11 protein-coding genes are annotated in these 12,094 nt (G+C 61.2%); 9 read left to right on the top strand and 2 right to left on the bottom strand.

Going from position 1 to position 12,094, the window contains the following annotated elements; all coding sequences use genetic code 11:
• The first annotated feature begins 230 nt into the window (after positions 1-230).
• The gene (locus RFN28_RS09540) at positions 231-455 is read left to right on the top strand and encodes a hypothetical protein (protein WP_320287104.1); all 225 of its coding nucleotides are present in this window, start codon (positions 231-233) and stop codon (positions 453-455) included.
• A 286-nt stretch (positions 456-741) separates the two neighbouring features.
• The gene (locus RFN28_RS09535; protein WP_320287103.1) at positions 742-1,662 is read left to right on the top strand and encodes a LysR family transcriptional regulator; all 921 of its coding nucleotides are present in this window, start codon (positions 742-744) and stop codon (positions 1,660-1,662) included.
• Between the two features lie 269 nt (positions 1,663-1,931).
• On the opposite strand, the gene RFN28_RS09530 is transcribed toward RFN28_RS09535, so the two are convergent.
• Complete coding sequence (locus RFN28_RS09530; RefSeq protein WP_320287102.1) at positions 1,932-2,273, bottom strand: hypothetical protein; 342 nt, start codon at positions 2,271-2,273, stop codon at positions 1,932-1,934.
• A gap of 129 nt (positions 2,274-2,402) precedes the next feature.
• Positions 2,403-3,413, bottom strand: a complete 1,011-nt coding sequence (locus RFN28_RS09525) for an alpha/beta fold hydrolase (RefSeq protein WP_320287101.1) — start codon at positions 3,411-3,413, stop codon at positions 2,403-2,405.
• A gap of 782 nt (positions 3,414-4,195) precedes the next feature.
• Here RFN28_RS09525 and secE point away from each other — a divergent pair.
• From secE to rpoB, 7 genes are all read left to right on the top strand, one after another.
• On the top strand, positions 4,196-4,399 hold the full coding sequence (gene secE / locus RFN28_RS09520; RefSeq protein ID WP_320287100.1) for a preprotein translocase subunit SecE: 204 nt from the start codon (positions 4,196-4,198) through the stop codon (positions 4,397-4,399).
• Positions 4,400-4,426: 27 nt separating this feature from the next.
• The gene (nusG, locus tag RFN28_RS09515; protein WP_125006877.1) at positions 4,427-4,954 is read left to right on the top strand and encodes a transcription termination/antitermination protein NusG; all 528 of its coding nucleotides are present in this window, start codon (positions 4,427-4,429) and stop codon (positions 4,952-4,954) included.
• Between the two features lie 174 nt (positions 4,955-5,128).
• On the top strand, positions 5,129-5,557 hold the full coding sequence (gene rplK, locus RFN28_RS09510) for a 50S ribosomal protein L11 (protein ID WP_320287099.1): 429 nt from the start codon (positions 5,129-5,131) through the stop codon (positions 5,555-5,557).
• 4 nt (positions 5,558-5,561) lie between these two features.
• Positions 5,562-6,260: a 50S ribosomal protein L1 gene (gene rplA, locus RFN28_RS09505; RefSeq protein WP_320287098.1), complete on the top strand. Its 699-nt coding sequence runs from the start codon at positions 5,562-5,564 to the stop codon at positions 6,258-6,260.
• A 372-nt stretch (positions 6,261-6,632) separates the two neighbouring features.
• Positions 6,633-7,151: a 50S ribosomal protein L10 gene (rplJ, locus tag RFN28_RS09500; protein WP_320287097.1), complete on the top strand. Its 519-nt coding sequence runs from the start codon at positions 6,633-6,635 to the stop codon at positions 7,149-7,151.
• A 54-nt stretch (positions 7,152-7,205) separates the two neighbouring features.
• The gene (gene rplL / locus RFN28_RS09495; RefSeq protein WP_040974133.1) at positions 7,206-7,586 is read left to right on the top strand and encodes a 50S ribosomal protein L7/L12; all 381 of its coding nucleotides are present in this window, start codon (positions 7,206-7,208) and stop codon (positions 7,584-7,586) included.
• 268 nt (positions 7,587-7,854) lie between these two features.
• Positions 7,855-11,991, top strand: coding sequence for a DNA-directed RNA polymerase subunit beta (gene rpoB, locus RFN28_RS09490; RefSeq protein ID WP_320287096.1), 4,137 nt, complete (start codon positions 7,855-7,857; stop codon positions 11,989-11,991).
• Positions 11,992-12,094: the final 103 nt, after the last annotated feature.

Here is a 12,094-nt window from a genome sequence, read left to right as displayed (position 1 = left end):
CAGCCTCACACATCTCTTGCACAAGCCGCGCGCATTGCCGCCCTTGATGTTATCCACCTGCCAACCCGTGTCGCAGGCTTGAACCCTGTGCCGCCTGCCCAGCGAATTCGCGCTCGCGGGGCGCCTCACGCCAAAGCAGGCCTTTAGCCTTTGGAAAGGAGATGCGAGGTTTGCTCCGAAGCCAAGCGCGGGCTGAGCGCCGGCGAAAGACAGGCGATAGAGGCGGGCGAATGGATATTTTCGGCATCAGGGTGCTGTTGATCTGCGCGCTGATCTTCGTTCCCTTCGAGCATCTGTTTGCCGAGCGGTCTCAAAAAGATTTTCCGCAAGGGGTTGGTTGTCGATCTCAACAACTCCATCATGTGGGCGGCGGGAAGCTAGCCGCACGCCGAGTTTGTTCGCGTCCGGTTGCCGGCGAACGGCGATTCAAGCGACCCGTTGCGGTAGCAGTGTGAACGGCACCCACGAGCACGTCATGATTTTTGCATGAGTGGTTCATGTGTGAGTGGGTTGCGGCGATAGTACCCAATCGTTGCCGGTTCACGTCGACTTGAATCGCATCAGACTCCCTTGCCACACCCTCAGCGGCCCAACGCGCGAAGGCGTCGATGGCTGACAGCACGTTTCTCAGCCCGAAGTAGTTTCGGCCCGGCTGGCACTGTCCATTGCGCACACTTGAGAATTGAATATACGCTATGGCATATTCGAAACTGATTTATGGCAGCTAAACATATAAGTACGATGGATATCAAGGGAATCGACCTCAACCTCCTCGTATCGCTTGACGTATTGCTGAAAGAGCGAAATGTCACCCATGCGGCCGCACGGCTTAATTTGAGCCAGCCAGCGCTATCCGCCCAACTCAGCCGGCTCCGACAGGCATTCGAGGATCCGCTTCTTATCCCTGCAGATAACGGACGCGGAATGGATCCGACAGCTCTAGCGCTCGAACTAGTCGAGCCTCTCCACGCCGCCCTTAAGGACCTGGAGGTTTTGGTCCGGCGTCGGCCTCGCTTCGACGCGCTAAATGATATCCGCGATTTTCGGATCGCAACGACAGACAATGGCGTCGTGGTAATCGGCTTGCCGCTGTTGCGGCGACTACAAACCGAGGCTGGCTCAGGGATTCGGCTGGCCTTTCGCCTGCTTGATAGCACCGGATCGACGGAACAGGTCGACCGAGACGAGATCGATCTCCTCATCGCACCTCCGAGCATGGTTCCATCGATGCTGAAAAGCCGTCGCCTTTATGACGAAACCTATTCGATGGTGCAGCGCAAATTCCATCCTCGAGGTGATCGGCGGCCGGACCTCGATGCCTACTGTGCGTTGGATCATATTCTAGTTTCCCTGGATGGAGGCGGGTTCGAGGGGAGAGTCGATAAAGTTCTGGCTGAAACCGATCGTAGCCGGCGTGTCGTCTTATCTATGCCCAGTTTTACCCTAGTGCCGCCCGTGCTTCGCACCACGGATTATGTCTGCACAATGCCGACCCGGTTCGTCCGCACTCTCGACGACGACTGTGAATGCTTTGAGCTACCGTTTCTTGTTCCGGGTTTCGCCATGCATATGGCTTGGCACGCGCGGCATCACCACGACCCGGCCAATCTCTGGCTCCGCCAACAAGTGCTGGGAACGGCACAACGCGCTGAAGCATCCTAAGAGACCGTTCGAAGCCATTGCGGAGAGCGGGCGATCTGCGGTTCTCGACGAAACGCTGGCACATTTAAATGTGTCAGCGTTATTAAGACCGGGACTTGGGGCAAGGAAGCGACGGATGTGATGTCGAGCACGGCGCTTCAACGAAGGTGCTGCTTGAGATGCAATCGCCGTCGCGCAGACGGGTCGGGGCGTAAACGGTCCCCCCTTTCCTCTCGCGATCGTTGCCGGCTAAAATCGCTGCGACCGGCAACAATCATTACGAATAGTCCTCACTTCACACGCGTTTGCGCAAGAGCCGTGATCTCCGAAGCGCGAGGTGCAAAGGCATTGAGAAGCGGGGTTACCGTCACGGTCGTCTCTCGCTGCAACCCCAACGCCTGCGCTGAGGGAAGCATACGTTCTTGGATAAAGGACTCGAAGCCGTCCTTGCTGCTCCACAGTTCGATGACGCGAAGGCCTGCTCCGCCGTCGAGAGGGGCTGCAATGTGCAAGTAGATGTCCGGTGCCGGCGTGTGTTCCACACCCATCTTGCGAAGGATGGCGTCGTATTCTTCCGGGGTTAAGGCGATTATGTCAAGGACTGCGACCCAGGTCTGCGTGTTGATACTCATACGTGTCCCCTTGGCTGAGTGCGGATTGCTGAGTTTAATTTACAGATGATTTAGCGCTTGAGTTGGAGTCGAGTGCAGCACACCGACCATGCCTGCAGGGACCGTTTTGGCCAGTTGATGTCGCTCCGATTAATTCGGCGACCAATCCTCGGGCGCGGTGCTGCTACCCAAGAACGCTTCAATAATGTGGTACAGGGCTTCGGGCCGTTCGTCGGGGATGAAGTGACCCGTATTCTCCATCAAAACCGGCGCTACCGAGCGCGCCACTTGTCGCATGCTTTCCGCCACCATAGATCCCAGTCCATACTTGGCTCCAATGGCTAAAACTGGAATAGTTAGCGGCGTTCGCGACAATTCGGTGTTGTCAGCGATATCGCGATCAATCGTCCGATAGAGTTGAAGACTTGTCGCCAGCCGGCCGGGCCGTGCGTAGCTGTTTTCATAATAGGTGATGACTGCTTCTGAGAAGCTGCCAGGAACGATGTGGAATCCTCTATTGCGGTAGAACCATTCTAAGAATTCTTTCTCGTGTCCCACGAGAACCTTTTCAGCAAAGTCGGGGATCTCAAAGAAACCAAAGAACCACAATGGGTTGTGAAGAAGGGGAGCGAACTGTTTCGTGGTCCAGGGGCCGTCGGGCGCACCCTCCACGATTATAAGTTTGTCAACAGCATCGCGGTGGATAGCGGCGTAGGCATAGGCTACGGGACCACCCCAATCATGGCCGACTACAGTTGCTCGTAAATAGTCAAGCCTCGTCATCAACTGGAAAAGATCTTCGGCAAGCGTCTTGCGGTCATATCCCGATGATGCGATTTGTGATTCTCCGAATCCGCGTAAGTCGACGGCAATAACGGTGTGCTTCGTTGCAAGGAGAGGCATCATTTTACGCCACTCGTGCCAATCCTCCGGCCACCCATGGATGAGCAGAATCGGCGATCCTTTCCCGCCGATCACGTAGTGAATGCGCACGCCATTAACGTCAGCGAATTGGGATTGAAAGCCGGCGGGGATACCGATCATACCGTCAGCTTGAATTGAGCCTTGGCCCTTGCCTTGGACGCCAGCGTTCGTTGGTCCCGCAAGAAATAGCATCGCGGTTGCAGTTGCCGAGAGAATGAGAGTTTGCATCGCGCGCATTACGTCGCCCTTCCGGAAGTTTTTCGGGGCAACATTCAGTACCGCCCCGCTTGCAAACGGATATGCAGCTCCTACTCATCAGCAAAATCGATTGTCGCTATACGACCTATAACGGGAATGGATAGACGCCCGTGCCCGGCGATTGAGCGGCTAGTTCAAGAGCGACTGTTCCTCCATAGGACAGCCGACGATATGTGCGTTTTCTATGCGAAGCGCATCAAGCAGGCAGAGCGCCCGTTCAATATCGCGGATGAGAGCGTTTAGCCTCGAGCAATGCCGAGCACCGGAGCCCGACGTCCGCTATCGACGGATTTGACATCGGGGCGCTCGTCAACTCGGGAACCCGGGAGCGCGGAGGCGCTGCGCTCGTCACCATGAGCTGCCGTCGCAGGTCGTAGGTTCGAGCCCTGCTGCCCGTGCCATCTCCTAAGTGGCGGACTGAAAACGAGGGTGCTCTGCCGTTGAAAACCGGCGGGTGGCTTGCCATATGGGACAAATTGGGGCATAAGGCCCCGCATAGCCGGGACGGAACGACTGGATGGTTCCGATGCGGCGCTCGAACATAAAGCGGAACACTTGCCACTTGCGTGGACCAAGAATCGGTTTTATGTAGACTGAACAGACACGCGACGCGTGGAGCTGGGAAGCCGGCTTTACGCGTCTGATTTGCGTGGGCGAAATGGAGGCGCTGATTCGGCGCCCGCACGAAGCCCAGGCGGCACGTCCCGGCCAGCGGGATCATCCAGGAGGCCCGGCCAACGGGTCTCGAAGACAGGCGGCACATGGCTTCGAAAACCACTAATCCTTTCACCTTTCTCCAGCAGGTTCGCGGGGAAACGGCCAAGGTGACATGGCCCTCGCGCCGCGAGACCATGATCTCGACGGTGATGGTCCTGGTGTTCGCGGTGATCGCGATGATCTTCTTTTTCGCCGCCGACATAGCCATGGGCTATGCGATCGAGTGGATTCTGGGCCTCGGACACTAACTTCGGCGATTACGGAGACGTCGTGAAATGACTGCGCGGTGGTACATCGTCCACGCCTATTCGAACTTCGAGAAGAAGGTCGCCGAGGACATCGAGAACAAGGCCAAGCAGAAGGGCCTGTCCGGCGATATCGAGCAGATCGTGGTGCCGACCGAGAAGGTCGTCGAGATCCGGCGCGGCCGCAAAGTCGATGCCGAGCGCAAGTTCTTTCCGGGCTACGTGCTCTTGAAGGCCAACCTGACGGACGCCGTCTTCTCGCTGGTCAAGAACACGCCGAAGGTCACTGGCTTCCTCGGCGACTCCAAGCCGGTGCCGATCACGGAAGCCGAGGCGCAGCGCATCCTGAACCAGGTGCAGGAAGGCGTGGAGCGTCCGAAGCCGTCGGTCACCTTCGAGATCGGTGAGGCGATCCGCGTTTCGGACGGTCCGTTCGCCTCGTTCAACGGCTTCGTCCAGGAGGTGGACGAGGAGCGGGCGCGGCTCAAGGTGGAAGTTTCGATCTTCGGGCGCGCAGTGCCCGTCGATCTCGAATTCGGACAGGTCGAGAAGGGCTGATCCGAAGATCCCTCAGTCGACAGGCGAGAGGGGTCGGCGGCGCGAAGGATCGCGCGGCTATGAACGGGTGGGAGGCGAAAGCGGCTTAGCCGGCCGCTGGAACCGCACCACCAGACTGCAACCGCCGGTATTTCCCCGATAGTGGGGCCGGCATGAGAAAAGGCAGGAATAGAGATGGCTAAGAAAGTTGCAGGCCAGCTCAAGCTCCAGGTTGCCGCGGGCTCGGCCACGCCGTCGCCCCCGATCGGCCCGGCGCTTGGTCAGCGCGGCATCAACATCATGGAGTTCTGCAAGGCTTTCAACGCGCAGACCCAGGAGCTGGAGAAGGGATCGCCGATTCCGGTCGTCATCACCTACTACCAGGACAAGTCGTTCACCTTCGTCATGAAGACGCCGCCGGTGAGCTACTTCCTGAAGAAGGCCGCCAACCTGAAGTCGGGCTCGAAGGAGCCGGGCAAGAGCAAGGTCGGCACGATCTCGCGCGACAAGGTGCGCCAGATCGCTGAGCAGAAGATGAAGGACCTGAACGCAAACGACGTCGAGGCGGCCATGCGCATGGTCGAGGGCTCCGCCCGCTCGATGGGCCTGGAAGTGGTGGGCTAAGATCATGGCAAAGATTGCAAAGCGAATTGCCAAGAGCCGTGAAGGCATCGATCCGAACAAGGCCTATGCGCTCGCCGAGGCGCTGCAACTGCTCAAGGATCGGTCTTCGGTGAAGTTCGACGAGACGGTCGAGATCGCCATGAACCTTGGCGTTGATCCGCGCCATGCCGACCAGATGGTCCGCGGCGTGGTCAACCTGCCGAACGGCACCGGCCGCTCGGTTCGCGTCGCCGTGTTCGCGCGTGGCGACAAGGCCGAGGAAGCCAAGGCCGCCGGCGCCGATGTCGTTGGCGCCGAGGACCTTGTCGACATCGTCCAGAAGGGCACGATCGATTTCGATCGCTGCATCGCTACCCCGGACATGATGCCGCTGGTCGGCCGCCTGGGTAAGGTGCTCGGCCCGCGCGGCATGATGCCGAACCCGAAGGTCGGCACCGTGACCACCGATGTCGCGGCCGCCGTCAAGGCTTCGAAGGGCGGCGCCGTCGAGTTCCGCGTCGAGAAGGCCGGCATCGTCCAGGCCGGCGTCGGCAAGGTCTCGTTCGACGTCAAGGCGCTGGAAGAGAATGTGCGAGCCTTCGCCGATGCGGTGAACAAGGCCAAGCCAGCCGGCGCCAAGGGCAACTACGTCAAGAAGGTGTCGGTCACCTCGACGATGGGCCCCGGCCTCAAGCTCGACATCGCGACGCTCGCCGCGTCGTGATTGTCGCCTGACCGGCTTCGGCCGGTCGTTAAGAAGAATTCCGGACCTCCGATCCGTCGGCGGCCCGGTAACCCGGAGGCCGAAAGGCTTCCGGATATCCTGTCCGAGATTGCAGGCGGCCCAAAAGCCTTAATTCGCATGGGCCTGCATGAGACGGGTGAAGACCCGACAAAGGAGCGGAAGCTCCAATGAAAGGTTCGAACCGTGTTTGCCTTTTGTCAGCGCGCTCGCCGGCCAGTCCGTCGGGTGTGGCGAAAGGGGGCAGGATCCTCGAGCGCCGTTCGGGAGATCCGTTAGTGGATGTCCCGGCCGGCAAAAGGCAACCCGACCTCTGACCTCGTTAATGGGGCAGGGGTCAACTGGAGATAGGCAGTGGACAGAGCGGAAAAACGCGAACTCGTCACGGGCCTGAACGAAGCGTTCACGAGCGCGGGTTCAGTCGTCGTGGCCCACTACGCCGGTATCACCGTCGCGCAAATGAACGACCTGAGGTCGAAGATGCGCGCCGCCGGTGGCACCGTCAAAGTCGCGAAGAACCGTCTCGCCAAGATCGCTCTTCAGGGCACGGACTCCGCATCGATCGTCGATCTGTTCAAGGGACAGACGCTGATCGCTTATTCGGAGGATCCGGTTGCGGCGCCGAAGGTCGCGTCCGAATTCGCCAAGGGGAATGACAAGTTGATCATTCTCGGCGGCGCCATGGGCTCGACCTCGCTCAACGCCGACGGTGTGAAGGCACTCGCCACACTGCCGTCGCTCGACGAGCTGCGCGCCAAGCTGGTTGGCATGATCGCCACGCCGGCAACCCGGATCGCCCAGATCGTCAATGCGCCTGCGGCTTCGGTCGCGCGCGTCATCGGCGCTTACGCCCGGAAGGACGAGGCGGCATGAGGCCGTTCCTCGCTGTCAACAACACACGTTCGAACCTAGTGAAGGAATACACAAATGGCTGATCTCGCGAAGATCGTAGACGACCTTTCGAAGCTGACCGTCCTCGAGGCGGCCGAGCTCTCGAAGCTCCTGGAAGAAAAGTGGGGCGTTTCGGCCGCTGCTCCGGTGGCAGTTGCCGCTGCCGCTGGCGGCGCTGCCGCTGCTGCCGCCCCGGCTGAAGAGAAGACGGAATTCGACGTCGTTCTCGCAGACGCCGGCGCCCAGAAGATCAACGTCATCAAGGAAGTCCGCGCCATCACCGGCCTTGGCCTCAAGGAAGCCAAGGACCTGGTCGAGGCGGCTCCGAAGACCGTCAAGGAAGGCGTTTCCAAGGCCGACGCCGACAAGTTCAAGGCTCAGCTGGAAGCAGCTGGCGCCAAGGTCGACCTGAAGTAAGCCTCATGGCTGAGGGCGGGCGGCCTCGCGCCGTCCGCCCCCTCCCTTGACGAAGGGAGGCTTCGTAAGCGCGAGACGTTTGAAAACCTCTTTCCTGAGGGCCGGAAGCGGCTTTCAGGAAACGGGTTTTCTCCCGTTTTAGCCGGTAGCCGCCAAGCAATTGGAAGGACGGCCGGAGAACAGAATTGGGGCAGCCCGCCAAGGCGGCCCGTAGGTGCAAGGCGAACCGCGGCGAGGTTCGCCCCGAGTTTAGAGCTAAGGAGCGACGATGGCCCAGACCCAGACTTTCAATGGCCGCAGACGCGTACGCAAGTTCTTCGGAAAGATCCCGGAAGTTGCGGAGATGCCGAACCTGATCGAGGTTCAGAAGGCATCCTATGACCAGTTCCTGATGGTGGACGAGCCCAAGGGCGGGCGTCCGGACGAGGGACTGCAGGCCGTTTTCAAGTCGGTCTTCCCGATCTCCGATTTTTCCGGCTCTTCGATGCTGGAATTCGTGAAGTATGAGTTCGAAGGACCGAAATTCGACGTTGACGAATGCCGTCAGCGCGACCTGACCTATGCCGCGCCGCTGAAGGTGACGCTGCGCCTCATCGTGTTCGATATCGACGAGGATACCGGCGCGAAGTCGATCAAGGACATCAAGGAGCAGGACGTCTACATGGGCGACATGCCGCTCATGACGTCGAACGGCACCTTCATCGTCAACGGCACCGAGCGCGTCATCGTCTCGCAGATGCACCGTTCGCCGGGCGTCTTCTTCGACCACGACAAGGGCAAGTCGCATTCGTCGGGCAAGCTTCTGTTTGCCGCGCGCGTCATCCCCTATCGCGGTTCCTGGCTCGATATCGAGTTCGACTCCAAGGACATCGTGCACGCCCGCATCGACCGCCGCCGCAAGATTCCGGTGACGTCGCTCCTGATGGCGCTCGGCATGGACGGCGAGGAGATCCTGTCGACCTTCTACAACAAGATCGCCTACAAGCGCGCCGGCGACCACTGGCGCATCCCGTTCAACGTCGAGCGTTTCCGCGGCCTCAAGGCCGTCAGCGACATGGTCGATGCGGACACCGGCGAGATCGTGGTCGAGGCCGGCAAGAAGATCACCGCCCGCCAGGCCCGCCAGCTCGCCGAAAAGGGCCTCAAGGCCATTAAGGCGACCGACGAGGACTTGCTCGGCAATTATCTGGCCGAGGATATCGTCAACTACGCAACCGGCGAGATCTTCCTCGAGGCCGGCGACGAGATCGACGACAAGACGCTGAAGGTGCTGCTCGGCACCGGCGAGGATGAGATCCAGATCCTCGACATCGACCACGTCAATGTCGGCGCCTACATCCGCAACACGCTCGCGGTCGACAAGAACGAGAGCCGCCAAGACGCGCTGTTCGACATCTACCGCGTCATGCGTCCGGGCGAGCCGCCGACGCTCGAGACCGCCGAAGCCATGTTCAACTCGCTGTTCTTCGACAGCGAGCGCTATGACCTGTCGGCCGTCGGCCGCGTCAAGATGAACATGCGCCTCGAGCTCAAGGCCGAGGATACCGTGCGCGTGCTGCGCAAGGAAGACATCCTTGCCGTGGTCAAGACGCTGGTTGAGCTGCGCGACGGCAAGGGCGAGATCGACGACATCGACAATCTCGGCAACCGCCGCGTGCGTTCGGTCGGCGAGCTGATGGAGAACCAGTACCGTGTCGGCCTCCTGCGCATGGAGCGCGCGATCAAGGAGCGCATGTCCTCGATCGAGATCGACACGGTCATGCCGCAGGACCTGATCAACGCCAAGCCGGCGGCCGCCGCCGTGCGTGAGTTCTTCGGCTCCTCGCAGCTGTCGCAGTTCATGGACCAGACCAACCCGCTGTCCGAAATCACCCATAAGCGCCGCCTGTCGGCGCTCGGACCGGGCGGTCTGACCCGCGAGCGCGCCGGCTTCGAGGTGCGCGACGTGCACCCGACCCATTACGGCCGCATCTGCCCGATCGAGACGCCGGAAGGCCCGAATATCGGCCTGATCAACTCGCTCGCCACCTTCGCGCGGGTCAACAAGTACGGCTTCATCGAGAGCCCGTACCGCAAGATCGTCAACGGCAAGCTGACCAATGAAGTCGTCTATCTGTCGGCGATGGAAGAGGCCAAGCACCATGTCGCGCAGGCCAACGCCGAGCTCGACAAGAACGGCAGCTTCGTTGACGAGTTCGTCATCTGCCGCAACGCCGGCGAGGTGATGATGGCGCCGCGCGAGAACGTCGACCTGATGGACGTGTCGCCGAAGCAGATGGTGTCGGTGGCGGCCGCCCTCATTCCGTTCCTCGAGAACGACGACGCCAACCGCGCGCTGATGGGTTCGAACATGCAGCGTCAGGCCGTGCCGCTGGTGCGCGCCGAGGCGCCGTTCGTCGGCACCGGCATGGAGCCGGTGGTCGCCCGTGACTCGGGCGCCGCCATCGGCGCCCGCCGCGGCGGCGTGGTCGACCAGGTGGACGCCACCCGTATCGTCATCCGCGCCACGGAAGAGCTCGATCCGGCCAAGTCCGGCGTCGACATCTACCGGCTGATGAAGTTCCAACGTTCGAACCAGAACACCTGCATCAACCAGCGTCCGCTGGTGCGTGTGGGCGACCGGGTGAACAAGGGCGACATCATTGCCGACGGCCCGTCGACCGAGCTCGGCGATCTGGCGCTCGGCCGCAACGTGCTGGTCGCGTTCATGCCGTGGAACGGCTACAACTACGAGGACTCGATCCTGCTCTCCGAGCGCATCGTGGCCGACGACGTCTTCACCTCGATCCACATCGAGGAGTTCGAGGTCATGGCCCGCGACACCAAGCTTGGTCCGGAGGAAATCACGCGCGACATTCCGAACGTCTCGGAAGAAGCGCTGAAGAACCTCGACGAGGCCGGCATCGTTTATATCGGCGCGGAAGTGCAGCCGGGTGACATCCTGGTCGGCAAGATCACGCCGAAGGGCGAAAGCCCGATGACGCCGGAAGAAAAGCTGCTGCGCGCCATCTTCGGCGAGAAGGCCTCGGACGTTCGCGACACCTCAATGCGCATGCCTCCGGGCACCTTCGGCACGGTTGTCGAAGTGCGCGTCTTCAACCGCCACGGCGTGGAGAAGGACGAGCGCGCCATGGCGATCGAGCGCGAGGAGATCGAGCGCCTGGCCAAGGACCGCGACGACGAGCAGGCGATCCTCGACCGCAACGTCTACGCACGCCTTTCCGACGTGCTGGTCGGCAAGGATGCGATCGCCGGACCGAAGGGCTTCAAAAAGGGCTCGAAGCTGTCGAAGGACACGCTCGACGAGTATCCGCGCTCGCAGTGGTGGCAGTTCGCGGTGGAGAACGAAAAGCTCCAGAGCGAGCTCGAAGCCCTGCGCGGCCAATACGACGACTCCAAGAAGGCGCTCGAGCAGCGCTTCATGGACAAGGTCGAGAAGGTGCAGCGCGGCGACGAGATGCCTCCGGGCGTCATGAAGATGGTCAAGGTCTTCGTGGCGGTGAAGCGCAAGATGCAGCCGGGCGACAAGATGGCCGGCCGTCACGGCAACAAGGGTGTCGTGTCGCGCATCGTTCCGGTCGAGGACATGCCTTTCCTCGAGGACGGCACGCATGCCGATATCGTGCTCAACCCGCTGGGTGTGCCGAGCCGCATGAATGTCGGCCAGATCCTGGAGACGCATCTGGGCTGGGCCTGCGCCGGCATGGGCAGGAAGATCGGCGAGCTGATCGATGCGTACAAGGCGGGCGGCGACATCAAGCCGCTGCGCAAGACGCTGGAAAGCTTCATGCCTTCCAACGACCGCAACGAGCCGATCCGCGACTATGACGACGAGAGCATCATTCGCCTGAGCGAACAGATGCGGCGCGGCGTCTCGATCGCGACCCCGGTGTTCGACGGCGCGCACGAGGCCGACATCAACACCATGCTGGAGCAGGCTGGCCTGCACACCAGCGGTCAGTCGCAGCTCTATGACGGCCGCACTGGCGAGCCGTTCGATCGCAAGGTGACGATGGGCTACATCTATATGCTCAAGCTGCATCACCTGGTGGACGACAAGATCCACGCGCGCTCGATCGGTCCGTACTCGCTCGTCACCCAGCAGCCGCTGGGCGGCAAGGCGCAGTTCGGCGGCCAGCGCTTCGGCGAAATGGAGGTCTGGGCGCTCGAAGCCTACGGCGCCGCCTACACGCTGCAGGAAATGCTGACGGTGAAGTCCGACGACGTTGCCGGCCGCACCAAGGTCTACGAGGCGATCGTGCGCGGCGACGATACGTTCGAGGCGGGCATCCCCGAGAGCTTCAACGTTCTCGTCAAGGAAATGCGCTCGCTCGGCCTCAATGTCGAACTGGAGAACACCAAGTTCGACGAGGGACCCGTGCGGCTGCCGGACGCGGCCGAATAAGCGCGGCCGGATAAGGCCATGGCGCGCCGCAGCCCAAGACGCGGCGCGCCCCTCAAATTCTTCGGCCGGCAAGGCCGGCCAGTCTGCGGGCATTTGGCCCGCG

The organism is Mesorhizobium album (assembly GCF_033977205.1).
Taxonomy (GTDB): domain Bacteria; phylum Pseudomonadota; class Alphaproteobacteria; order Rhizobiales; family Rhizobiaceae; genus Mesorhizobium; species Mesorhizobium album.
Note: the sequence above shows the minus strand (reverse complement) of the source record. Positions and strands in the feature narration are given on the sequence as shown.